Raw genomic sequence first — 23,486 nt, 5'->3', positions numbered from 1 at the left:
TCACGGTCAGCAAACTCATCTGGTCTGCTTTTCGCGTAGGTCATTTCCTAAGTTGTACTTCGCCTCTCTACTCGGCCATGCCTCTCGGCGAGAATCCCCGGCCGCCCCTCCTGTAGAGATCCGCCCATGTTCGATCCAGTCAACGAGCCGTCGTTTCGTCTCGATGTAGCGGGCCTGTCCGACCCCTTCGAAGTTCTCGCCTTTACCGGAAGGGAAGCGCTCAGCGAACCCTTCGCCTTCGAGATCGATGTGGTGATCGACGATCCGCATCTGGATCTCGCCGGCCTGCTGCACCGTTCCGCGTTCCTGTGTTTCGGCGCGCCCGACCAGGGTGTGCACGGGCAATTGCACAGCCTTGTCCAGCACGAGCACGGCCATGGCTTGCGTTTGTGCCGAGTACGTCTCGGGCCGAGGCTCGACTGCCTCGACCTGCGTTTGAGCCAGCGCATCTTCAGCGGCCGCTGCGTGCCGCAGATCATCGAACAGGTGCTGCGCGAACATGGCATCGTCGGCCTGCAACGACGTTACGAGTTGCACAGCGACTACCCGGCCCGCACCTTCTGCACGCAATACCGCGAATCCGATCTGCAACTGCTCCAGCGCCTGTGCGCAGAGGCGCGCATTCACTATTACTTCGAACATTACCGCGACAGGCACTGCCTGGTGTTCGGCGACGATCCGACGCGGATGCCCCATGCAGACGTCGCGCACTATCAGGGCGAGCATGACCAGCATGGCGTCGCTCCAGCCGTCCGCCAATGGCGACTGCGCGAAGACTCGCAGGCCAGCCAGCGAGGCCCCGATGCCGAAGGCCACAGTCATCTGCCGGCCTTGCGCAGTGGTCAGTGGTTGCCGCTGGACGGCCATCCTTTCCTCGAATGCAACCGCCCATGGCTGCTGACCCGCATCGAGCATCGGGCCGATCAGTCTCTCGAATCGCCCTATTGCAATCGCCTGTTCGCGGCCGCGCGGGTACCCGTCTGTACGCCCGCCGCTGCGCAGTCCAAGCAGCGCATGCACAGCTTGCAGCGTGCCTGGGTGGTCAGCGTCGATGAGCCGCAGCCGGATTGCTCGCGGCCGGTGGCGGTGCAATTCGACTGGCTCTACCAGGGCGAAGGCGCAGCGCCGAGCCATTGCTGGCTGCCCCTCGCGCCTGACCTGAACGAGCTGCCCTCGGCGGCACTCGCCGATGGCGTGGAAGTGGTGGTGACTTTTCTAGAGGGCGATCCCGATCAGCCGGTGGTCAGTGGCGTGCTCCAGCCCTCGGTGTTGTCAGAGGCTGCGGTCGAGGACGATGAACCGGTATCGCTCCCGGAACTGCTGGTGAGCGATGGGTTGCAGCAATTGTTGCAGTCTGGCGAGCCGTTGCTGTTGCTGTGCCTGATGCCGGGCGGTGGCAGCTTCAACCACTGCGCCGAGTCCGTGTGCAGTTGCCGGCTGCTCACCGCGCTCGATCAGAGCAGCGCACGATGAGCGGCGCGGCGCTTGAGCCCATGGCGCAATGGCTGTTGCTCGATACCCCGGACGCGGCACGTGCCCTGCTGACCTTGCGCCAGGGCTTTGCCGATGTGCAGCGTCACCGATTGTTTGACGGCACCGAATTTCAGCCGGTCAGTGAGCACGGCCCGGTCCTCGTCGACTTGCGCGAGAGTCCGGCATTGATCGCCCTATGCCTGCGTGACCCGGACACCTGGCGCGGCCTGTTGCTGAGCTGCGAGATACCGGCGCAGCAGTTGCTCAGCCATTTGCAGCGCATGCTCACCGTCTCGTTCGGTTTGAATCATCGGGCCTTGCTCAGCTATTACAACCGCCAGACCGCCAGTTATTTCTTCGACGCCTGTGACCCCACGCAGCTGAGTCGCTGGCTCGGGCCGATCCGCCAGTTGCGCTGGTTTGGCGGCACCTGGGCGGACCGCGCCATCGGCAGTCAGGGCTGGCAACAGCTGCGCAATCCCGGCCTGCTCGTCGAACCTTTGGGCATCGAAGAAAGCCTGACCCGGCGCCAGCGCGAACGCTTGCAAACCTGTCTGCTGGAGCAGCACATCTGGCGCTGGTGCCAGTCTCTGAGGGTTGATTACCAGACGATTGCTGTGCACGTGCAACAAGGTCTGGCGCTGGGTTTCAGTGACCGTGCCGTGCTGGATGGCTGGCTGTGGCTGCGCCTGCTCAATCCGCGCGCCGTGCTGGTCGTGCCGCCGGCCGGACTGACCCAGCCGGAACGGCTCGACTTTCTGCGTCGGCAGTGGGGCGCGGCGGACTGACTTTTCTGATCAGTGAGCCTTGCCGCTGAACCAGCCATCGCTGCGCTTGAGCCACAAGGCTTGCGCGCCAAGGGTCACGCTGCGCAAGACCATGAACAGTAGAAAAGATATCCACAGGCCGTGATTGCCCAAGGCCTGCAAAAACCAGGCGAACGGCAGCAACAGCAGCACCGTCAGCAGCATGCCGTTGCGCATTTCCCGCGCACGGGTGGCGCCGATGAACAGGCCGTCGAGCAGGTAACTCCACACCGCAATCAGCGGCAGCACGGCGAGGTAGGGCAGATAGATGAACGCCGTGTCGCGCACGCTCTGAATATCGGTCTGCATCTCGATGAACAGGTGCCCGGCCAGCAGAAACAGCACGGCAAACCCGAGGCTGGCAATCAGCGACCAGCCGCCGGCCACCACCAGCGATCGACGCAAGGCCAAGCGATCCCGCGCGCCAATGGCATGGCCGCACAAGGCTTCGACTGCGTGGGCCAGTCCGTCCAGTGCATGGGCTGTCAGCAGCAGGCCGTTGAGCAGCAGCGCGTTGGCCGCTACGGTCGCATCGCCGAGCCGCGCGCCTTGCACGGTGATCAGGAAAAACACCGATTGCAGGGCGAGGCTGCGGATGAAAATGTCACGGTTGACTGCCAGCAGCGGGCGCCAACTCTGCCAGACTTTCAGCGCCGACCAGATGATCTGCCCCGGATAGGCGCGCAACGCCGTGCGCGTCAGCCACAGGCCGAGCAGGGCGCCGCTCCATTCGGCGATTACCGAAGCGCGCGCCGAGCCGACCACGCCCCAGTCAAGGCCGATGACAAACCACAGATTGAGCACAATGTTGATCAGGTTGGTGCTCAGCAGAATCGCCAGCGGCGCCCGCGCGTTCTGCGTGCCGAGGAACCAGCCGACCAGCGCATACGTCGCCAGCGCTGCGGGCAAGCCGAACAGGCGGGTGTGGAAAAACTCCCGGGTCAGCTGATCCAGTTCAGCCGACGGTTGCATGAAGTGCAGGGCAACGCCGCTGAGCGGCACGCCAAGAGTGCCGAGCACGACGGCCAGCCCCATCGCCAGCAGCAGGCCCTGCAAGAGAATCTGCCGCAACGCCGCGCCATCGCTGCGCCCGGCAGCCTGCGCGGCAAAACCGGTGGTGCCCATGCGCAGAAAACCCATCGCCCAGGCGAGAAACGTGTACAGACTGGCGCCGACCGCCACCGCGCCGAGTTGATGGGCATGCGGCAGATGGCCGATGACAGTGCTGTCGACCAGCGCCACCAGCGGCACGGAGATGTTGGAAAGAATCATCGGCGCGGCGAGCGCCCAGACCTTGCGGTGAGTCGGGCGGTCGCGCCAGTCGGTAATCAGAGAGGACATGCAGGCTCCTTGGGGGAGCGGGGATTGTAGCGGCAGAAACACCCTCACCCCAGCCCTCTCCCAGAGGGAGAGGGGGCCGATCTTCGTCGCTCTCAAACGTGAGTTCGACTCGATATTCCAGGTTGGTGGAGAACTTCAAAGCAACGCGGTCAGCTCCCTCTCCCTCTGGGAAAGGGATGGGCGGGCGGCGTTCCGATGAGGGGCTTTTGAAGCGCTAGTGAATAATCCAGCTCAACAACCACAACCCGAGCAGCAACCAGATGATCCCGGCAATGATCGACGCATTCATGAACGCCCGGATCGCCGACCACAGCAGCATCAGGCCAACGATCAGGGCGATGATGCTGATGATCGAGGTGTCCATCCCCAGCGTTTGCGCCAGGCCGTCGACAAAGTTGCTGCCGGCATTGCTGAGCATATTGAACAGGCCGCTGAGGCCATCGACGATAAAGCGGATGACCGAACCGAGTGCCTGGCCGAGCCATTCGAAAAAGCTTTCTACACGCATGTGTGCATCCCTGATGAAAGAGCTGAGCCTTGGGCCACACCGAGGGCGGCCGAGTTCCCTGCATGATAGAAGGTTTGCCCGGATCATGTGTGGGAGCGAGCCTGCTCGCGAAGGGGGCGTGTCAGGCAAATCCGGTCTGGATGATCCACCGCCTTCGCGAGCAGGCTCGCTCCCACAATTGATCATCTGCGCTGCTTGCCTTCAGCCCGCATCCCCCCGAAGCTATGCGTCTTCAGGAGAGCCCGATGAACCTTGTAGAACTGACCGAACGCCTGCACGCCATTCGCGACCGCAATGACTGGCGGCAATTTCACAGCCCGAAAAACCTCGCCATGGCCGCCAGCGTCGAAATGGCCGAGCTGGTGGAAATCTTCCAGTGGCTGACGGAAGACCAGTCACGCCAGTTGCCGGCGGACAAACTCGCGCATGCCGGGCAGGAAATCGGCGACATCGTCCTGTATCTGTTGCTGCTGTGCAGCGAGTTGGGTCTGGACATGAATGAAGTGGTGCGCGCCAAGCTCGCCGACAGCGAACGGCGGTTCAGCTGATGAGCGACCGTCATTTCGATCAGTTGGCCACGCGTTTCGCCGAAAAAATCTACGGCGGCGCCAAAGGCGCGATTCGCCTCGCCGTGTTGCAGGCCGATCTGACCGAGGCCTTGCCGGATCGTCCGCTGCGCGTGCTGGATATCGGCGGGGGCCTGGGGCATATGTCGCTGTGGCTGGCCGAGCGCGGCCATGACGTCACCTTCACCGAGCCGGCCGAACCGATGCTCGAGGGTGCGCGCCAGCGTTTTGCCGAAGCCGGACACACCGCTACGTTCATTCAGGCGCCGTGGCAGGAACTGCCCGGTCAGCTCACCGAGCCCTACGATCTGGTGATCTGCCACGCCGTGCTGGAATGGCTCTCCGAGCCCCACGCCATCCTGCCGGTGCTGCATCAACTGACCAAGCCCGGCGGCTGGCTGTCGCTGGCGTTCTACAACCGTGATGCGCTGATTTATCGCAATCTGCTCAAGGGCCATTTCAAGAAAATGCGCAAGAACGTCATGGCCGGCGAGAAGCAGAGCCTGACCCCGCAGCAGCCTCTCGACCCACGGGAATTGGCAACGCAACTCGCCGGTATGTGGCAGGTCGAAAGTCAGAGCGGCGTACGGGTATTTCACGATTACATGCCGGTGGAATTCCAGGCCCGCGCCGAACTGGCGGACTTGCTGGAAATGGAACTCGCGCACCGTCGTCACCCAGGCTTCGCCGGGCTTGGGCGTTACTTGCACTGGATCTGCCGGCCGATCTGAGCGGAGCGCGACATGAAAGCTCGATGCGGGTTATTGCTGATAAGTCTGGGGTTGGCCGCTTGCCAAGGCAGCAACCCCTACGTGGCGCAGTCGCGGCCCTTGCCGCCGGCACCGCCGCAAGCCGCCGCCACCTTCGACCGCAGCGCCTACCCGGCGCCGCCGCGGGATTACGGGCGCTACCGCAACTGGGCCTGGCGCAACGGGCAGTTGCCGCCGGGCACGGCGTGGGCTGACTCGGCGCAGGTGGCCGAGGCGGTCAGCAATGCTCTCGACCAGCGCGGCTTGCGGCCGATGCGCGACAACCGCCCGGCGGACCTGCTGGTCAGCGCCGATCTGCGTCTGGAAACCCGTTTGCGCCAGGTTCGCGACGACTACGACTACTACGGCGGATACGGCGGCTATGATCGTTATGGTCGCGGTTACGGCATGTACAACAGCGTGCCGATCGTGCGCACCTATCAAGAGCAGGTCGTGGTGGTGCGGGTCGATCTGTTCGATGCCGGCAATGGTCAGCCGGTGTGGAGCGCCAGCGCCGAAACCGGCACCCAGGGCAATCAGATCGAACGCGCCGATGCGATCCGCGAGGCTGTGGAAAAAGCCATGGCGGCGTATCCTCCCAGCTGACGTCGTGTCAGCAGGTTCATGTCTTCACCCGGAGAAAAATCATGTTCCGCCGTCTCGCTCTACTCGCTGTTGCTGCGCTGCTCAGTGCCTGCGCCGCCAATCAGGTCAATCACGATTTCGACGCCAGCCGCGACTTTGCCGCTTATCGCAGCTGGAGCTGGAACGACCCGGCCCTGCAATATCGCCCCGATGATCCGCGCATCAAAAGCGACCTGACCGAGCAGCGCATCCGCCAGGCGGTGGCCGATCAACTCGATCAGCGCGGTTTGCGCCCGGCTGCCGGCGGCGGCAAAGGTGATCTGAGCGTGCAGACCTACCTGATCGTCGAGGACCGGCAGCAGCAGGTGACGACCAATTACGGCGGCGGTTGGGGCGGCCCGTGGAACGGCTACTGGGGCGCACCGATGTACAACGAAACGCGCAACATCACCTACAAGGTCGCGACCATTCAGATCGACCTGCTCGACGGCAAGGACGGCAAACTGGTGTGGCGCGGCAGCGATGAGCAAATGCTCAGCAACCGCCCGAATCCGGCCGATCGCAGCAATGCCATTCGCGAGACCGTCGCGCGGATCCTGGCGAACTATCCACCGCGTTGAACCGCTCTGAACCGTCCCTGTGGGAGCGAGCCTGCTCGCGAAGGCGGTGTGTCATGCAGCATTGAATCCTCTGGCACGACGCTTTCGCGAGCAGGCTCGCTCCCACAATGGCGGTGGTGACAGGAATGGCGCGACGCCAGCACTCTCGACCGACCGCGTCTACACTCTTTTTCATCAACGGAGGTAGCGCTCGGCACTGCGCCGGCAAAGGAGTGCGCCATGTCGCGAGGATCGCAAGGCAACGGCCCGGCCCGGCAACGCGGGGCGATCGGCTTGATGGCGGCTGCCACTCTGAGTCTGGCGCTGGTGATGATGTTGCTGGTGGTCGACAGCGGCCGCCTGTACATGGAACAGCGCAAATTGCAGCGGGTGGTCGATACCGCCGCCCTCGAAGCGGTCAGTCGCGGCGGCAATTGCCTGCCCGGGCTGACCGCCGCCAGTTATGCCGGGCAAAGTGCGCTGCGCAATGGTTACGTGGTCGATGCCGCCAATACGCTCGTCACCACTTGCGGCACGCTGGCCACCGCTGCCAGCGGTTTGCGCAGTTTCACTGTCGATGCCTCGCAATCAAGCGCAGTCAAAGTCGCTGCCAGTCGTACGGTCACCAGCAGTTTTGCTGGCGGTGTGCAGGCGCTGTTCAGTGCCACGCCGGTCAGCCTCAATACCACGCTCATTGCTTCGGCAGTTGCCGCGAAACCGCAGCCGACCGTCGCCCAACTGAATATTCGCAGCACCCTCGCCAGTATCGACACGGCGCAGTCGAACATCCTCAATCCGCTGTTTTCCGGGTTGCTCGGCGGCAACGTCAACCTCACGGCGGTGGGCTGGGACGGTTTGCTGCACACCGATATCAACCTGCTCAAATACCTCGATCAACTGGCCATCGACCTCAACGTCGGTGCTGGCAACTACACGCAATTGCTCAACACCCAAGCGACCGTGACGCAGTTGATTCAGGCCGCAGCGACGGTGGTGCAACTCAACGGCGCGACTGCGCAAGTGGTCACCGCGCTGGGCCAGTTGCAGGCCGCCGCCATCAACGCGGCGCCGGTCAGACTCGGCGAGATCCTGCAACTGCAGACCGGCACGACGGCGGCGGGGCTGGATGCCAATCTGCAATTGCTGCAACTGGTGCAAGGCGTGGTGCAACTGGCCAACAGCAAGAGCGCGGTGGCGGCGACCTTGCCGGTCAACGTGCTGGGGCTGGCCGGTGTCACGGTGCGGGTCAAGGTGATCGAGCCGCCGCAGTTCTCGGCGATTGGCGACCCGGCGCGGGCCAAGGCCGATCCGTTGGGACCGGACCGGATTTATGTGCGCACCGCGCAGGTGCGCACGCTGCTGTCGGTGAATCTGCCGGTGCTCTCGGGGGTGACGGGGCTGACCAATGCGGTGCTGGGCCTGGTCGGTACGCTGACGCCGACGCTCAATGCGCTGTTGAGCCTGAACCTGGTGGACACAATCAATTCAGTGTTCTGCCTGTTGGGTGCCGGCTGCCAACAGCTCGATCCGAAGCTGCTGCCCTCACCGCAAATCGACATCGCGCTGGATGCCGGCGGGGCGAAAAGCTATGTCACCGATTATCGCTGCCCGACCGACGACAGCGGCAGCAAAAGCCTGACCGCCGCCACCACAACCTCTCTCGCTGATCTCAAGCTCGGCAAGATCGATCCTGTCGCAGCGTTCTCTTCAGTCGCCGAACCAACGGTGGCGCCGTTGCCGCTGGTCGATCTCGGCATCATCACCTGCCACAGGATTCTCGGCATCGGCAGTTGCGATGCCGCCTCCCGCGTCCAGTACGGCGCGGGCGGCATCGCCATCAAACTCGACACCAGCGTCGCGCAGACCACGCAGAATCTGCTGTTCTCCAGCACCACACCCTTCGCCACCCCGGCCAATCTGAAACTGCCGCCGAGCCTGCTGCCGGCCGCGCCGACCAGCAACATCGTCGGCAGCCTGGCGAACACCCTGTCGGGCATCAACCTGATCGTCTACAAACCCGTGGGCAGCAATCCGCTGGGCGCCATTGTCACCGGGGTGGCTTCGTTGATCAGCGACGTCAGCAACCGCTTGTTGCCAGTGGTCACCGGTTTGATCAGTCCCTTGCTCGACCCGTTGTTGAACAATTTGCTCAAAGGCCTGGGCATCAATCTGATGAACACCGAGGTGGGCGCCAACATGACCTGCGGGCAGACCGGCAAGGCCTATCTGGTGATCTGATCATCCGTGGCAATCGGCAATTCGATGCAGAACCGTGCGCCCTCTGTGGAGTTGCGCACGCTCAATTGCCCGCCCATGTTGGCGATGATGCCGTAGCTCACCGACAAGCCCAGACCAGTGCCGACGCCAATCGGCTTGGTGGTGAAGAACGGCTCGAAGATCCGCTCCAGCAAACGCGGATCGATACCGCCGCCATTGTCCTCGACCCACAACCGCACGCTTTCCTCGTCACGCTCGGCGTAGATCGAAATCCACGGCTTGAACGCCGAGTCGTTGTCGCGTTTGCTGAGCAAGGCGTCGCGTGCGTTGACCATCAGATTGATCAGCACCTGCTCCAACTGATCGACGTAGCCGCGCACCTGCGCCTCGAAGCCGGTCTCGCTGATGCGCAGATCGACACCTTTGCCGCGCATGCCTTCGGCCAGTAGCGACAGGGTGCCTTCGATGGCTTGGGCCGGGTTGAACAACTGTTGTTCGATTTCCGAGCGCCGGCCGAACACACGCATGTGGTCGACCACCTTCGCCGCGCGCTGCACCTGGGCGTCGATGCGGTTGAGTTTGTCGGTCAGATAGTCGACCTGCACCTCACCGTTGCCGAGGCGCTTGAGCACGTTGACGATGGCCATGCGCATGACGTTGAGCGGCTGGTTGATCTCGTGGGCAAGGCCGGTGGCCATTTCGCCGAGGGTAGCCATTTTCGCGCTTTGCGTGAGTTGTTGTTGCGAGCGCCGCACCTCGGTGTTGTCGCGGCCCACCGCTTGCACTTCGATCAACTGGCCGCGCTCGTCGAACACGCCGCGATCCGACCACACCCACCAGGCGTGTTCGCGTCCGGGCAATTGCAGGCTGATTTCCGCTGTACTCAATGGCTGTTCCGGCGTCAGTTGGCTCAAGCGTTGAACGAACGCTGCGCGCTGTTCTTCGGACATCCAGCCACCCAGATCAACCCCGGGCAGTTGTTCCGGGGTGCATTCCAGATAAGTCGCCAACGGTCGGTTGCCAAAGATCAGCGTCAGGTCAGGGCGATAACGGCAGATCATCGCCGGCGAGTCCTCGACCAGAATCCGATAGCGCTCTTCGCTTTGCCGCACCTGCTCGGCGGCAAGCGTAGCGTCGGTGACGTCCAGCCACAAGCCCACCGCCTCGACCGGCAGGCCGAGATCATTGCGCAGCAGTTTTGCCTCATCGAGCAGCCAGTGATAGTCGCCTCGGTTGTCGCGCAGACGATAACGCGCACGCACCGAACCTTCGCGCAGCAACTGGCGGTTGCGCTGGAAATACAGTTCACGGTCGTCGGGGTGCACGCGCTCGACCAGCGCTGTCGTGTCGCAATCTTCCAGCGTCCAGCCCAGCAAGGGTTGCAGGCTGGCGCTGAAAAACGCCGGGATCAGCGCGCCTTCTGCGTAGCGCTGCACGTAGATCACCGCCGGTGAACTGGCAATCAGATTATCCAGCCGCGCATGGGCGGCAGCGGCGCGCTGTTGTTGATTCTGGATGTCGCTGATGTCGAGCATGAACCCGACCAGACGCCGATGCTCACCGGTGCCGCTGACCTGGCCCTGAATCCGGTACCACGTCGCTGCTGCGCCGGCCTCCGCGCGGTGCAGACGCACGCTCAGGGTCAGCGCTTCTCCTTGCAGTTGCAGGGCGCGCAAACGGCTGCGCAACTCGTCGCGGTCGGCGGGATGAAACAGCGACAGCCAGTCTTCTACCGGCAGCAGGCGATCGCTGAGATTCAGTGCCGAGGCCAGCGTCGGCGCCAGTGCAATCTGCTCTTCGGCACTGATTTCCCACCAGCCGGTGCCGAGCAGGTTTTGCAGCGAGTCCAGGCGCTCCATCGATTGCACATGGCGTCGCTCGCGCAAGCGGCTGAGCAGCGGCCCGGCCAGCGCGCCGGCCAAGGTCAGCCAGTCGCGATCGGTCAGCCATGGCGCCACGTTGTCGACCATATAAAACCCGCAGAGCAGCCACGCGACCACGCCCTGGTCATTGCTGTAGGGCACGGCGAAACCGTTGGCGTTGCCGAACGTGGCCTGCAATCGCGAATGTTCATAGCGGCCCTGCGGGCCGGCGAGGCGTTGCGGCGCGCTGCCGTTGAGGCTGTCCAGCGGCGTGCCCAGCGGCTGACCGTCCTCCCACAATTGCGGGGCATCGTGGCCGCGAAACTGTTGATGAATCTGCCAGCCCTGGGCCTGTTCATCCAGTAACGCCACGGCGAGGCAGGGGATGTGCCAGCGCTGGGCGATGGCCTGCAATTGTTCGCCGAGCACCGTCGGTAAACGTGTGAGGCTGCATGTGCGCAGACGATCGCTGACCTGCGCGGCGAGGGTCTGGCAGGCGTCGCGATCGCGCGCTTGCTGACGTTCGAGCAACAGGTCGGCGATGTCGAGCATCTGCAGTTGCCAGCCATCGTTTAGTGGCTGCACCCAGCCGCGAAGGTGCAGCGGCTGATCATTCAGGCCGCTGAAATCCAGATCGAGCAATTGCCCTTGCCAGTCTCGCGGCTGACCTTCGATGGTCAGCAGACTGTGCGGCAGCAGGTAGGCGCGGAGCGGCAGCGGCTGACCCTGAGGTTTGTGCTGGGCGAGCAAATGCCGCAGCGGGCCGGCGATTTGCAACACATCGCCGTTGCCATCCAGATAAAAATGCAGGCCGATCGGCGGCGCGCCGAGGTGGTCCGGCAAGTCGTGGGCTGCGACGGGGGCGCGCTTGAGCAAGCGCCCGAAAAGCTTATCGCCGGCGGTCAAAATTGCAGGCTCGAGCTGGCGGTCAGGTGCGTGGGCAGATTGGGCACCGTGCCGATCCCGGGCAGCACCAGAAACGGCATGATCTGATTGAGCTTGCTCACCGGATAATTGACGCTGACGGTCAGGGTGCCAGTCCCCGCGTCGTACGCCGCACTGGTGTCGGTGCCGACCACCAGATTCAAGGCCGAGGGCAGCCATTGCAGTTGTTGGGTCAGCGCGGCATTGGCGGTGTTGACCACCACCGTCGAATAGTTCGGCGTGGTCGGGTCGACCGCAACGCTGCGGCGCACCGCCTCGGCAGTGGCCTGGTTGAACGATTGCATCATCACGAAGGGCAGGCCGTAGCTGACCAGCCCGTAAAACACTGCGAAAAAGATGATGAACACCAAGGCGAATTCGATCGCCACCGCACCTTTTTGCGACCTGCGAAAGCCGTTTTTCATGCGTGCGTCTACCCTGACAGTCACTGCGTAGTATCAGCATAGAATCATTCAGCCAAAACGGACGGCTTTCAGCGGATGCAGATTTTCCTTGTTCTGATCTGGCTGGCGATCTGCGCCGCCCAAGATGCCCGGCAGCGACGAATTTCCAACGCATTGACGTTAGGCGTGGGCGCGCTGGCGCTGGTCTGGTTGTTGGCGACTGGCACTACTTGGCTGGGCGCCGACGCGGCGCAAGGCGGCTGGGCCTGCCTGATCGCTTTGCTATTGACGCTGCCGGGGTATCTCCTCGGCCGCATGGGCGCCGGCGATGTGAAATTAATGACAGCCCTGGGTCTTGCGACGAACGGCATATTCGTTCTTGGCGCGTTTATCGGCGCGGGCGTGGCCAGCGTGCTGTGGCTGCTGCTCGCGCCAAAAGTCTGGCCTCATATGGCTCAAGGAGTTAGAGAGCATGTGCGTCATCTGGCCCCGGACAAGTCAAAAAAGCTGCCATTTGCGCCGTTCGTGTGGGTAGGTGTAGTGCTTTCGCTGTACTGGATCACCTGATCGCGGGGTGCCACTAGTCCTATGTACATAGTCGGAAAGTGGGTCTACTTTCAATTCAGGCGAATACGCCACCAAAGTGCAGGAATCGTCAGCGTTGGCCGAGCAAATGGAGTGGTTCGTGAACAAGCCTAATTCGGTAAAAATCCTCGTGGTCGATGATCAGCCGCTGATCGTCGAAGAACTCTGTGAGTTTCTCGAGAGCAGTGGCTATCGTTGCGTGCCGTGCGACTCGAGTCTTGAAGCCATCGAGCTGTTCAGGGCGGACCCGGACATCGGTCTGGTGCTGAGTGATTTGCACATGCCGGACATGGACGGCATCGAGTTGATCCAGGCGTTGCAGCGGCTGGCCGGCAAGCAGCGGGTGTTCGAGGCGATCATGCTCACCGGCCGCGCTGACAAGCAGGATGTGATCAAGGCGTTGCGCGCGGGGATTGCTGATTACTATCAGAAGCCGATTGATCTGGCTGAGTTGCTCGAGGGTGTGCAGCGTCAGGAACTGGCTTTGCAGGAGCGGCAGAAGAATCTGCATCTGGGGCATTTGAATCAGAAGTTGCAGTTTTTGTCCGAGTCGATTGATGACCTTTATCAGGATCTGGACAAGGTACGGCGCTCGCCCGTGCCGGTGGTGAGTGATGGTGAGCCTGAGTCTGTGGAGATACCGGCGGTGTTCAATCAGTTGTCGCCCCGGCAGTTGGATGTGGCGCGGTTGGTGGGCAAGGGGCAGACCAATTATCAGATTGCCTGTGAGTTGGGGATTACCGAGAACACGGTGAAGCTGTATGTATCGCAGGTGTTGCGGTTGACGCATATGCATAATCGGACGCAGTTGGCTTTGGCGCTTTCTCCTGGTAGTTCGGCGGGGCGGCAGCGGGTTACTGCGCATTGACTTGGCGGCCTTTGGGCCGACCATGCTTTGGGTGGTTGGGGTGAATATCCGTTTCTTCGGGTGTTGCGGCTGGCGGTTTCGCCCTTACGGCGAGTCCCTTTTGGCAAACGCCGGAATGCCGGCCCAGCCCAAAGGAACCAAAAGGTCTTCGCCCTGACGTTCGGCCCGCTCGCTGGGGCTCGGGGTTCCTTCGCTCCGGGATCGATCCTGGCGCAGCGGCTACGGTTTGCTTCGCTGCACCTCCTTCCGCTGTGTACGACTGCGTCGTACGGTCGCTGCGCTCCCACGCCCGGATCAATCCCTCCACTCAGCCTGCCGACGGGCTCCCAGATCAAGATCAAAAGCTACTCGAGCTTGCGCTCATTGTTTTGAGTGGTGAAAAGCATGCGGTGTCTGGCTTTCGTTTTGCGCTGGATTCGCCCCTCACCCCAGCCCTCTCCCGAGGGAGAGGGAGCCGATTTGCGGGTTGTTCAAAATTTGCATTCGACTCGGTATCTCAGGTCGGCATACCTGACCCAAACAACTCGGGTCGGTCCCCTCTCCCTCTGGGAGAGGGCTAGGGTGAGGGTGCGTTTGATCTGCTTCAAAATCTGCATTCGACTCGGTATTTCAGGTCGATGTACTTCGCCCAAACAACTCGGTCGGTCCCCTCTCCCTCTGGGAGAGGGCTAGGGTGAGGGTGCTTTTGATTTTGATTGTTTAAATCTGTGTCTGATTTGCCAGAACCTTCCCACAAGGTTTTCAGGTTGTCCGTCGGACGTCGGGTCACTAGTCTCTGGCTGTCGCTGACAACTCAGCGGTCAGGTGTGGAAACCTGAAATTCAAGTAGTTGCTTTGCATTGCTACCGTAATCGTTGTCGGCGTGTTCGTTCGTCTGCAAACTGTGTCGCGGCGGCTGTGCGTGGGCAGACTTTGGTCTGGCCGGTTGCCTACTTATCGGTTTTCCACCCTGCGTACAGCTGCCACCTTTTGTCGTGTGGAAACGACAGAAGAGGGCGTCACAGCCAAGTAGGAGTTCTCATGGACAAACTGATCCCAGACCCACCCCCATCCCCCGCCACCCCGCTCGAAGACGCCATGCGCGCCGACGATCTTGTGAAAAACCGCGAAGCGATAAAACGCGCGCTCGATTTCTATCTCTGCCCCGAACCCGCAAAACCGCACCCGCCCAGCGCGCTGTTCATGGTGGTGCCCAATGTCGATACCGAAAGCTTGTTGGCGCATGCCTGTGAGTCGCTGGCGTCAGCGAGTGCGATGGCGAGTAATTTCGCTGGCGAGTTGAGCGGGTTTCAGCGCAGCACAGCGTTAGCGATCCAGCAGATTGTCATGCTGGCGGAGTTGGCGGTGAATCGGGCGCTGGATCGGGTTGATCCGCAGAGCTGAAACCGCGTTATCGTTCTTCGCGAGCAGGCTCGCTCCCACCGAAAGCACGCGGTCGACTGTGGGAGCGAGCCTGCTCGCGAAGGGGCCTTTAAGCGCACCACCAAACTAATTCTTGCTCTCGATCTTCCCGCCCACATCCGGATCGTAAAAATCCGGAATCTCGTACTGGTATTTTTTCAGCCAGCGCTGCATCGCCAGTTCGCGTTCGGTGGCGGTGGCGCTTTGCGGTTTGGGCGAGGCGGCTTTGTTGCGGCTTTGCAGGACCAGCCAGCCTTCGGTTTCCTGTTGTTGCGCTGAAGCAGGGCCGGTGTCGATGGCGTGGGCGGTGAGGGGCAGGGTGAGCAGGGTCAGGTAGCACAGGCCTTTGCGGATAGTCATGGCTGTCTCCTATTCGAGCGTCGGCGGTAGGGGGTCGATGAAGGCGGCGACGCGGTCGCCGGGTGCGGCTTTTGCGTGGGCCGGGGCTTTGAGTTTTTCCGCGCGTTGCTGCGCTTCGGTGAATTGTTCCGGGGTCAGTTTCGAGCGGCTGACGATTTCCGCAGCTTGCGGCCAGTCGTTCTGGTAGAGCAGCAGGGTGACCATGTTCAGCGTCGCCAGTTGATTGTTCTGGCTCAGCTCGATGGCGGTGAGGAATTCGAATTTCGCTTCGTTGAGGCGCAGTTGGTTGAGGTAGACCACGCCGAGGTCATTGCGGATTTTTTCGTCGGTGGGCGCCAGGCGCGCGGCGCGTTGCAGGTGGGCCTGGGCCTGGCCGTTGTCGCCACGGGCGGCGTAGACCTGGCCCAGGCCATGTTCGGCCTGGGCGGTGAGGCAGCCGCCGAGCAGGCTGCGGTAGAGCGGCTCGGCTTCGCTGCGACCGAGCAGGCGATAGACCTTGGCTTTGCGCAGGCGCACTTCGCTGAGGTTGTCCGGCAGGCTTTGCAGGTTGGCGAGGCTGGCGTGGAGCTTGCCGTCGCTGGCCAGATCATCGGCGAGGTTCAGCGACAGCTCCTGCTCCGAGGTCAGTTTGCTGCAGCTGGACGGCGACAGCAGCGAGGTCCACGGCGCCTGGCCATCCGTGGCGCAGCCGCTGAGCAGCAACAGACTTGCCATGACTATCAGTACTTTCATCAAACGCTCTCCATGAGCCAAGGTCAGTTTGCGAACGCGCGGGCAATGGCGGTGAAGCCCGGGCCGGCCAGTACGATCAGCAGGGCGGGAAACAGAAACAGCATCATCACCACCGACATCTTCGCCGACATTTTCGAGATGTATTCCTGCAGCCGGGTCAGGCGTCGGTCGTCCAGTAATTGCTTGAGCGCCAGCAGTGATTTCATCGCACCGCCGCCCTGGTGGATCAGTTGCTGGAGGATCACGCAGGTGTCGGTGAATTCGTCCACCGCGAGCATCACTGCGGTCTTGTTCAGCTCCTGCCCCAGCTCCAGACCGGAGTCGACGCGGCTGAGGATCAGGCGCAGTTCGCTGGTCAGCTCCGGCAGCAGTTTCTGCGCTTCGACACTGAGCACGCGCAGCGCTTGTTCCACGGCCATGCCGGATTCGAAGAGGATGCGCAGCAGCGGAATGAACGTGGAGATTTCCACGGCGATGGTTTTCTGTCGGCGGGCGGCGGCGTAGGCGAGCAGGCGTTTGGGCAGTAGATAGCCGCCGCCCGCAGCGAACATCGGCGCCATCCAGCGGTGACTGGTCTGCGGGAATAACACTTCCTGCAAAAAGATCGCCAGCCCCAGAGCGAGCAGCGGCGTGCCGATCTGGCAGGCGGCGAAGAGCGCGCGTTCGTTGGCGCGGCGCCAGCCGAGGCGGCCGAGCAGGGTCTGGGTTTCGCTGTCGATGCTCACCGAGCCCCGGCCGAAACGGCTGTTGCCCAGCGCGCGCAGCCAGTGGCCGAAACGGTTCTCCCGCACCAATTGGCCGTGCAAGCGCTGATGCACCTGACGCACGCGGCGGCGCTCGGTGAGCAGGTGATTGCCCAGCAATAACAGCGAACCAAGGAGCAACAACAACGCCGCGAGCCAGACCATCTCAAACGCTCCGCAACATGCGCCACAGCGCCAGACTGCCCAACACCTGCAACACGGCGGCGCTGAGCAGCATGGTCTGGCCGCTTTCGTCGTGCCACATGCCGAGCATGTAGCCGGGGTTGGTCAGCATGAAGTAGCTCACCAGAATCAGCGGCAGCAAACCGAGCACCCAAGCGGTCATGCGCGTTTCCCCCGTCAACGCGCGCAACTGCCGCGCGCCCTGGTCGCGCTCGCGGATCAGTTTGATCAGATTCTCCAGCAACTCGCTGGCGTTGCCGCCGTAGCGGTGATTGACCTTCAGGCCGAGGGCGAACATGCGCAATTCGTCCTGCTCGTAGAGCTCGGCAAAATCGCTGACCGCATCGGGCAGGTTCACCCCCAGTTGCACGTTGCGCTGCACCCGGCCCATGGCCGCTTTCAAGGGATCTTCACTGGCCTCGATGCCGCCCAGCACCGCATCGCTCAGCGTGCGCCCGGACTTGAGGCTGCGCACGGTGTGGTCGAGCAGTTGCGGCAGTTGTTCGATCATGCGGCGGATCCGCCGTCGGTAGCGAATGGCGATGTACAACCGCAACGCCACGGGCGGGACGAGCAACATGATCAGCAAACCAACCCAGCTCCCGAGCAGAAATCCCAGGCCCATGGCCGCCGCCCACAGGCTCAGCCACAGGCCGAAACGCTCGCTCGGCCGACCCAGTCCTGCACGCAGAAACATGCGCTCCAGCCCCACCCACCTGGTCTGCTCGACGGCCAGCTGCGGTTGTCCGGCGGCGAGTCGATTGAGGACTTTCTCCGTCGCGGTCTTGCGCAGCCCTTGCAGGAACAGATAGATCGACAGCCCGAGCAGCATCAGGCAGATGGCGATGAGAATGATCGGTCCCAGCATCTGCGTGCTCCTCGCCGTCAGCCCAGGTGAGCGTCGTGGCGCAGCTTGTCGCCGGCCGGGTTGACCGCTTCGCGCACAAAGCCGAACCCCGTGCGGCGGTCGAGGCGGAACAGGGTGTTGGTGACGTAGACGTCCTCGCGGATGCCGACCACTTCCACCACTTCACTGACGCAGCGCCGGCCATCGGGCATGCGCGTCAGTTGAATGATCACGTCGAGGGCGGCGCAGATCATCTGGCGCAAGGTGCGTTCGGCGATCGAGCGCCCGGTCAGCCCGACCAGCGTCTCCAGACGCAGCAGCGCATCCTGCGCATTGTTGGCGTGCACGGTGCTCATCGAACCGTCGTGGCCGGTGTTCATCGCGGTGAGCACATCGACCACTTCGACGCCACGGATCTCGCCGAGAATGATCCGGTCAGGACGCATGCGCAGGGCGTTGCGAATCAGGTCGCTGGCCTTGACCTCGCCATGCCCCTCAGCGTTGGGGGGACGGGTTTCAAGACGCACCACATGCGGATGGCCGAGTTGCAGCTCGGCGACGTCTTCGATGGTCACCAGCCGTTCGTGCGGGTTGATCAACTGGCTGAGGATGTTCAGCAGCGTGGTCTTGCCGGTGCCGGTGCCGCCACTGATGAGGATGTTGCAGCGCCTGCCCACGGCGTTCTGCAGGAATTCGAAAATCGCCAGATCGATGGTCTGCATCGCCATCAGGTCGGTGCTCTTGAGCATGTCCTTGCGGAACTTGCGGATCGACAGGCACGGGCCGTCGAGGGCGATCGGCGGGATGATCGCGTTGACCCGGCTGCCGTCCGGCAGGCGCGCATCGACCATCGGCGAGGACTCATCGAGGCGGCGCCCGAGCGGCGCAAGGATGCGTTGCATGACCCGCTCGACATGATGCGCATCGATAAAACGCAGATCGCTTTGATGCAGTACGCCGTCGCGCTCGATGAACACCCGGTGCGGGCCGTTGACCAGAATTTCCGTCACCGACGGGTCGCGCAGCAGGACTTCCAGTGGGCCGAAACCGGTGAGCTCGTCGACGATTTCCTCGCCGAGGCGCTCCATTTCGTAGCGCGAGATCGCCAGATGCAAACGCGCGATGTATTCGGCGACCTTGTCGGTGACGAACTGCGCCAGTTGCTGGCGCGAACCTTCCAGCAGGTTTTTCCCCGACTCCTCGATGGCGTCGATGATGTAGCGGTGCAGGACCAGTTTCAGGCCTTCGTGATCGCTGTTGCCGATCGCTCCGTGAGACGTTGCGCCAAAGAGTTTTTCTGCGCTCATGAGTGGCCTCGCAGACGGTCGAACCAGGTGACTTTTGGTTTGCTCAAGCCTTCGGAACGCTTGGCCAAACGTTCGCCGAGGGCGCGCAGGCTCTGGGTGAGTTTCTCTCGCGGCGCCAGTTCGAACAAACTCACGCCCTGGTTTTTCGCGTTCAGGCGCACATCGGGACTGAACGCCAGCACGGCGATGACTTCCAGATTGAAGGTCTTGCCCAGGGTCTCGGCATCCGGCGCAACGTTGCTCAGGTAACGATCGATCAGCAAGCGCCCGTGCTCGAGTTTCATGCCTTTCTCGCGCCACTGGTTGAGCACGGCGAGGTTGCGTCGGCAGTTGAGTACGTTCTGGTCGGTGTACCACAGCAGTTTGTCGCAATGGCTGACGAAGGTGCGCAACGCTTCACTGTCGGCCTGCCCGGTGAGGTTCACGACAATGTGCTGGAAGTGCTGGCGCAGGGCGCTGAGGAGCATGTACAGCTCGGCGGCACTGGTGGATTCCAGCGGCTCGTCGCTGTTGGCGTAAGCAAGAATTCGCAGGCCGTGCTCGGCGCTGGTGAAAGCGCTGTCGATCAGCGTGGCGTCGAGGCGGCGCAAATGACGCAGGGCATCGCCGAAGTGAAACGAACTCTCCAGACCCAACAGCGCCAGACTATCGCCACGCGGCAGACCGAGGTCGAGCAGCAGGGTTTGCTGGCCGCTTTTCTGCACGACCATGGCCATGTGATTGGCGATCAAGGCGCCGTCCGATGCGCCTTGCACACCGTACAGAACGGTGAGGCCGCCGAGCTGCGTGCTGGGGGTAACGGCCGGCAGCCGTTTGCTCAGGCGCCGCACCAGTCCGGCGACTTCGCTGGAACGCGAGCCATAGGCGACAAAATCCCGCGCGCCGGCCCTCATTGCATTGAGCACAAGTTGATTGTCCATGCCGTCGCCGAGAGCAACGATCGCCAGCATCGGCTTGGCTTCCAGCGCACCTTCGATCAGCGCGCTCTGCGCCACGACGTGCTCGCGATCAAGGCCGACGAAGACCAGATTGGCGAACGTTACATCGACCAGTGCGAGCAATTCGTCGAGGCTGCCGGCACCGGCGCTGATGACCTGGCCGAGTGGCGCGAGGGCGCTTTGCAGCCATTCCAGATCGGTGCTGTTGCGGGTGATGGCGAGGAAGGTCTGACTGAGATTCTGGTTCATTGCGACAACCCGCTGCGCTTGTCGAAGTTGCCGTTCTCGAGGAAGAACATGCGATAGAAATTCGGGTCGTAATTGCGCAATTTCTCTCCCGGCAACGACGGCAGTCGCGCGTCCGCCGCCAATGGCTGGACCAGATGCGGGGTGACGATCATCAGCAGTTCGCGCTCTTCGCGCTTGATCTGCGAGCCCTTGAAAAACGCGCCGAGGATGGGAATGTCGCCCAGGCCGGGAAACTTGTTCACCTGCGAGCTGTTGGTGGTGCTGATCAAACCGCTGATGACAAAACTTTCGCCATCGCCCAGCGATACGCTGGTGTCGGTACGGCGGATGGTCAGCGCCGGAACGGTGGTGCCGGCGATGTTCACCGCGTTGGCAAAATCCAGTTCGCTGACCTCCGGGGCAACCTTCAGCGCGATGCGGTCGCGGCCGATGATGGTTGGTGTCAGGGTCAGGCGGATGCCGAATTCCTTGTACTCGATCGACACGCTGTCGCTGCCGGAACTGGGCACTGGAATCGGGATTTCCCCGCCGGCCAGGAAGCTCGCACTCTGCCCGTTCAGTGCCACCAGACTTGGTCGCGCCAGGGTGTAGGCGAAGCCGCTGGTTTCCAGGGCGTTGATGATCGCCATGGTCTTGCCGCCGACCCAGGAGAAATTGAACAGCGAGTTATCTACCGGCAGGCGCGGCTGCGGCACGCCATCGATCGGTGGCAGCGTGCCGGGCGAGCCGAACAGGAAATTGCCGCGCGTGCCGATCAGCGACGCCGTGGCTTCCTTGAGTTTGGTGCGGCTGACTTCGACGAAGCGGATGTCGGTCTGCACTTGCGATGGCAGGGTCGGATCGTCCGACGGCACGCTGCTGGTCAGCGCCGTGGTCGCCGCGCCCTGGACGAAGACCATGGCTTGTTGCGGCTGCGCCGAGCAGGCCGTCCAGACCATCAGGCTGGTTGCGCCGGGGCCGACGCCCGTGAGCAAAAAGGACGAACCGCCATTGGCATGCACGTCGGCAATTTTCGGGTCGCCCACTGCCAGCCGAGTGATTGCCACCGGTGACTGCATGTCCTGCTGGAAGCCTTCACCGATTTCGATCACCGAGGGCAGGCGCGGCAGTGCCGAGCAGTTGCCCACCGCCGCGAAGGCGCTGTCCATCGTCAATCCCAACAACAGCAAGGCCCGGAGCGCCGGTTTCAATGTCGGTCTGAGTCGACTCTGCATGCACGTGAATCCTTGCGCAGTCATGGGGTTTGTTGGCTGATCTGGTTGCCGCGAATGATTTCCACCGCAGGCCTGGGCGCCGCGCTGGCACTGGCGGTGGCAGGTGTTTTTTGCGCGCTGCCCAGGGCGAGTTGAGTGAACTGGAAGAGCTGGCTGTTGGCGCGATCCAGATGCGCGGGCGATTGCGCTTCGCCGGCCCAGTATTTGGCCAGCCGCTGTTCTTCGCTGCTGCGCACCGCGAGACGCAACGTGCCGACTTGAGTGGCGAGCATCAGGCGGCTGAGCAGTTGTTCCGGCACCGCCAGCACCGCAGTCCGCGCGGCGATGCGGCGCTGGTCCTGTTTGAGTTTTTCTTCGGCGCTGAGGTTGGGGGAAGCCGGTTGGCCGTCGTTGGTCAGGCCGTACTGATCGCCGACCCCGAGCACGCGCAGGGCCGGAACGGCGATCTGCGCCGACTGCTGCAGATTGCTCGCGTCCTCGCGCAGATACAGCAGCACGTCAACGTAATCGCCCGGCAGCAACTGCCCGGCGGCACCGATCACTTCATCGACGGCCACGGTCAGTGCGCGCTCGTCGCGGCGAATCATCCGCGCCAACGCACCGCCGGCCTGGAAGCTTTCGTCATTGAGCCAGGTGCCGGCGCTGAGGTGGCGCCAAGGCGTGCGGCCGACTGCTTGTTCAATGCTGGTCAGGCTGCCGGCCGGTGCGCTGCGCAGTTTTTCCACGGTCACATCGGCGGCGCTCAACGGCGTGAACGGCGCTACATCGTGGAGCAGCACCACCACCGGTTGGCGGGTCTGGTCTTCGGCAATCGCGACAGTCTGTTCAATGCTGACCGCTGGGGCGACGGGCGCCTCGGCGACCGGGGCCGGCTGACGACTGAGCACCAGCCCCCAGTAACCGACAAAAACCGCGCCGAGCAACAGCAACGCGGCTAGGCCCATGGTGACGCGACTGTTCATGACGGCTCTCCCTTTCCTGCTGCACAACCGACGGCATCTGCTTGTGAAGGGCTTACTCATTCGGCAGCTATGAACATGCAACTATTTCGCTATTTCCAAGCTAGCTGATCCAAGCAAAAGCGCCATTAATGACAGGCGAAATAACCGTACCAAAGTATGAATCTGGCCAGTTAACAGCCGGAAACGGCGGAAAAACGATGGGATTAATGCTTTGTGATTAATGCGTTCTTACAGTTGTTGGGCGGGGGTTTGTTGACAATGCTCAGGTGGCACGGTGGAACCTTGCCGCGGTGGTGATGTCGGCGCCAGAGGCGCGAAGGAGTGGACCTATGTTTCGTATGACTTTTGATTATGTGATCGCCAAGGCTCGCGCGTTTGCCCGCAGTGAAGAGGGTGCTTCGGCGATCGAGTATGCGATTGTGGTGGCGATGGTGGCGGTGGTGGTTGTGGCGTTCGTCACTCCGCTTGGAGACAGGGTCTTGGCGATCTTCAACAATATTCTGACCTCGCTCGATGGTACGGCTGTGACCCGGCCAACGCCGTGATTTTGTGAACTCTGCACTTGGCTGATATCGCACTACACTGGATTTACCTTTCAGTATTCAGGTATTGCCTATGAACGCGTCTTCGTCGCCCCGCCAACAACTGCTTCTGGTTGATGATGAAGAAGACGCGTTGCTGGAGTTGGCGGAGTTGCTGGAGGGGGAGGGCTTTACCTGTCATACCGCGACGTCGGTGAAGTTGGCGTTGCATCTGTTGACCCGGCATCCGGATATTGCTTTGGTGATTACTGATCTGCGTATGCCCGAGGAGTCGGGCATGTCGCTGATCAGGCTGCTGCGTGAGCATACGTCGCGGGAGCATTTGCCGGTGATTGTGATGTCGGGGCATGCGGATATGGAGGATGTCAGCGATATGTTGCGGTTGCAGGTACTGGATCTGTTTCGCAAGCCGATTTATCACGTGAGGTTGTTGGAGACTCTCGATACTCTGTTTCCCAAGCCTCTGGTTGGGGCTGGGTGAACTCGGCGGCCTTTGGGCCGACCGTGTTCTTTGGGGGGGG

General features: G+C 62.4%; 24 protein-coding genes. 12 read left to right on the top strand and 12 right to left on the bottom strand.

Going from position 1 to position 23,486, the window contains the following annotated elements; genetic code table 11:
- Positions 1-126: 126 nt before the first annotated feature.
- Both ACYSTU_RS08040 and ACYSTU_RS08035 read left to right on the top strand, forming a co-directional pair.
- Positions 127-1,473 (top strand): type VI secretion system Vgr family protein, encoded by a 1,347-nt coding sequence (locus tag ACYSTU_RS08040; RefSeq protein WP_498997328.1) that lies wholly within the window; start codon positions 127-129, stop codon positions 1,471-1,473.
- The gene (locus ACYSTU_RS08035) at positions 1,470-2,261 is read left to right on the top strand and encodes a DUF4123 domain-containing protein (RefSeq protein ID WP_498997325.1); all 792 of its coding nucleotides are present in this window, start codon (positions 1,470-1,472) and stop codon (positions 2,259-2,261) included. Before ACYSTU_RS08040 ends, ACYSTU_RS08035 begins: the two co-directional genes overlap by 4 nt.
- Positions 2,262-2,270: 9 nt before the next feature.
- Here ACYSTU_RS08035 and ACYSTU_RS08030 read toward each other — a convergent pair whose 3' ends face one another.
- Positions 2,271-3,620 carry an MATE family efflux transporter gene (locus tag ACYSTU_RS08030; protein ID WP_151552856.1) on the bottom strand — a complete coding sequence of 450 codons (1,350 nt, stop codon included), beginning with the start codon at positions 3,618-3,620 and terminating at the stop codon, positions 2,271-2,273.
- Between the two features lie 214 nt (positions 3,621-3,834).
- Positions 3,835-4,128 carry a hypothetical protein gene (locus ACYSTU_RS08025; RefSeq protein ID WP_016771853.1) on the bottom strand — a complete coding sequence of 98 codons (294 nt, stop codon included), beginning with the start codon at positions 4,126-4,128 and terminating at the stop codon, positions 3,835-3,837.
- 245 nt (positions 4,129-4,373) lie between these two features.
- Here ACYSTU_RS08025 and ACYSTU_RS08020 point away from each other — a divergent pair, with 245 nt between their 5' ends.
- The 5 genes from ACYSTU_RS08020 (at position 4,374) to ACYSTU_RS08000 (ending at position 8,865) form a co-directional block, all read left to right on the top strand.
- On the top strand, positions 4,374-4,676 hold the full coding sequence (locus tag ACYSTU_RS08020; RefSeq protein WP_281881560.1) for a MazG-like family protein: 303 nt from the start codon (positions 4,374-4,376) through the stop codon (positions 4,674-4,676).
- The gene (locus ACYSTU_RS08015; protein WP_476310920.1) at positions 4,676-5,425 is read left to right on the top strand and encodes a methyltransferase domain-containing protein; all 750 of its coding nucleotides are present in this window, start codon (positions 4,676-4,678) and stop codon (positions 5,423-5,425) included. The genes ACYSTU_RS08020 and ACYSTU_RS08015 overlap by 1 nt, the downstream gene beginning before the upstream one ends.
- 12 nt (positions 5,426-5,437) lie before the next feature.
- Positions 5,438-6,049 (top strand): DUF4136 domain-containing protein, encoded by a 612-nt coding sequence (locus tag ACYSTU_RS08010; protein ID WP_498997315.1) that lies wholly within the window; start codon positions 5,438-5,440, stop codon positions 6,047-6,049.
- A gap of 41 nt (positions 6,050-6,090) precedes the next feature.
- Positions 6,091-6,648: a DUF4136 domain-containing protein gene (locus tag ACYSTU_RS08005; RefSeq protein ID WP_498997311.1), complete on the top strand. Its 558-nt coding sequence runs from the start codon at positions 6,091-6,093 to the stop codon at positions 6,646-6,648.
- A 219-nt stretch (positions 6,649-6,867) separates the two neighbouring features.
- Positions 6,868-8,865, top strand: coding sequence for a pilus assembly protein TadG-related protein (locus ACYSTU_RS08000; protein WP_498997308.1), 1,998 nt, complete (start codon positions 6,868-6,870; stop codon positions 8,863-8,865).
- Here the strand turns inward: ACYSTU_RS08000 and ACYSTU_RS07995 are convergent.
- Together ACYSTU_RS07995 and ACYSTU_RS07990 are read right to left on the bottom strand one after the other, a co-directional pair.
- Positions 8,850-11,612, bottom strand: a complete 2,763-nt coding sequence (locus ACYSTU_RS07995; protein WP_498997306.1) for a PAS domain-containing sensor histidine kinase — start codon at positions 11,610-11,612, stop codon at positions 8,850-8,852. The two genes, ACYSTU_RS08000 and ACYSTU_RS07995, sit on opposite strands and share 16 nt — an antisense overlap.
- Positions 11,609-12,055: a TadE/TadG family type IV pilus assembly protein gene (locus ACYSTU_RS07990; protein ID WP_323164163.1), complete on the bottom strand. Its 447-nt coding sequence runs from the start codon at positions 12,053-12,055 to the stop codon at positions 11,609-11,611. Before ACYSTU_RS07990 ends, ACYSTU_RS07995 begins: the two co-directional genes overlap by 4 nt.
- Before the next feature lie 75 nt (positions 12,056-12,130).
- Here ACYSTU_RS07990 and ACYSTU_RS07985 point away from each other — a divergent pair, with 75 nt between their 5' ends.
- From ACYSTU_RS07985 to ACYSTU_RS07975, 3 genes are all read left to right on the top strand, one after another.
- On the top strand, positions 12,131-12,601 hold the full coding sequence (locus ACYSTU_RS07985) for a prepilin peptidase (protein WP_125917552.1): 471 nt from the start codon (positions 12,131-12,133) through the stop codon (positions 12,599-12,601).
- A 106-nt stretch (positions 12,602-12,707) separates the two neighbouring features.
- Entirely contained in the window at positions 12,708-13,487 is a 780-nt protein-coding gene (locus ACYSTU_RS07980; RefSeq protein ID WP_232245428.1) for a response regulator transcription factor, read from the top strand.
- A gap of 1,020 nt (positions 13,488-14,507) precedes the next feature.
- Positions 14,508-14,870 (top strand): DUF6124 family protein, encoded by a 363-nt coding sequence (locus ACYSTU_RS07975; protein ID WP_498997301.1) that lies wholly within the window; start codon positions 14,508-14,510, stop codon positions 14,868-14,870.
- A 105-nt stretch (positions 14,871-14,975) separates the two neighbouring features.
- On the opposite strand, the gene ACYSTU_RS07970 is transcribed toward ACYSTU_RS07975, so the two are convergent.
- Genes ACYSTU_RS07970 through cpaB form a run of 8 tightly spaced genes read right to left on the bottom strand, consistent with a single transcriptional unit; the run spans position 14,976 to position 22,423 of the window.
- A complete protein-coding gene (locus tag ACYSTU_RS07970; protein WP_498997299.1) occupies positions 14,976-15,248 on the bottom strand; it encodes a DUF3613 domain-containing protein in 273 nt (90 codons plus the stop codon).
- A gap of 9 nt (positions 15,249-15,257) precedes the next feature.
- Complete coding sequence (locus ACYSTU_RS07965; protein WP_016771841.1) at positions 15,258-15,980, bottom strand: tetratricopeptide repeat protein; 723 nt, start codon at positions 15,978-15,980, stop codon at positions 15,258-15,260.
- 23 nt (positions 15,981-16,003) lie between these two features.
- Positions 16,004-16,888: a type II secretion system F family protein gene (locus ACYSTU_RS07960; protein WP_217879255.1), complete on the bottom strand. Its 885-nt coding sequence runs from the start codon at positions 16,886-16,888 to the stop codon at positions 16,004-16,006.
- 1 nt (position 16,889) lies between these two features.
- Positions 16,890-17,774: a type II secretion system F family protein gene (locus tag ACYSTU_RS07955; RefSeq protein WP_110647080.1), complete on the bottom strand. Its 885-nt coding sequence runs from the start codon at positions 17,772-17,774 to the stop codon at positions 16,890-16,892.
- A 17-nt stretch (positions 17,775-17,791) separates the two neighbouring features.
- Positions 17,792-19,060 (bottom strand): TadA family conjugal transfer-associated ATPase, encoded by a 1,269-nt coding sequence (locus ACYSTU_RS07950; RefSeq protein WP_073471819.1) that lies wholly within the window; start codon positions 19,058-19,060, stop codon positions 17,792-17,794.
- Positions 19,057-20,247: a CpaE/TadZ family protein gene (locus ACYSTU_RS07945; RefSeq protein ID WP_122610416.1), complete on the bottom strand. Its 1,191-nt coding sequence runs from the start codon at positions 20,245-20,247 to the stop codon at positions 19,057-19,059. Before ACYSTU_RS07945 ends, ACYSTU_RS07950 begins: the two co-directional genes overlap by 4 nt.
- Positions 20,244-21,461 (bottom strand): type II and III secretion system protein family protein, encoded by a 1,218-nt coding sequence (locus tag ACYSTU_RS07940; RefSeq protein ID WP_024011445.1) that lies wholly within the window; start codon positions 21,459-21,461, stop codon positions 20,244-20,246. Before ACYSTU_RS07940 ends, ACYSTU_RS07945 begins: the two co-directional genes overlap by 4 nt.
- Before the next feature lie 20 nt (positions 21,462-21,481).
- Complete coding sequence (gene cpaB, locus ACYSTU_RS07935; protein ID WP_217879257.1) at positions 21,482-22,423, bottom strand: Flp pilus assembly protein CpaB; 942 nt, start codon at positions 22,421-22,423, stop codon at positions 21,482-21,484.
- A 329-nt stretch (positions 22,424-22,752) separates the two neighbouring features.
- Between cpaB and ACYSTU_RS07930 the strand changes: the two genes are divergently transcribed.
- Both ACYSTU_RS07930 and ACYSTU_RS07925 read left to right on the top strand, forming a co-directional pair.
- On the top strand, positions 22,753-22,968 hold the full coding sequence (locus ACYSTU_RS07930; RefSeq protein ID WP_370593582.1) for a Flp family type IVb pilin: 216 nt from the start codon (positions 22,753-22,755) through the stop codon (positions 22,966-22,968).
- 70 nt (positions 22,969-23,038) lie between these two features.
- Positions 23,039-23,446, top strand: coding sequence for a response regulator (locus ACYSTU_RS07925; protein WP_136492285.1), 408 nt, complete (start codon positions 23,039-23,041; stop codon positions 23,444-23,446).
- The last annotated feature ends 40 nt before the right edge of the window (positions 23,447-23,486 follow it).

This window comes from Pseudomonas glycinis (assembly GCF_054871425.1).
This window is presented reverse-complemented; position numbering and strand designations above follow the sequence as displayed.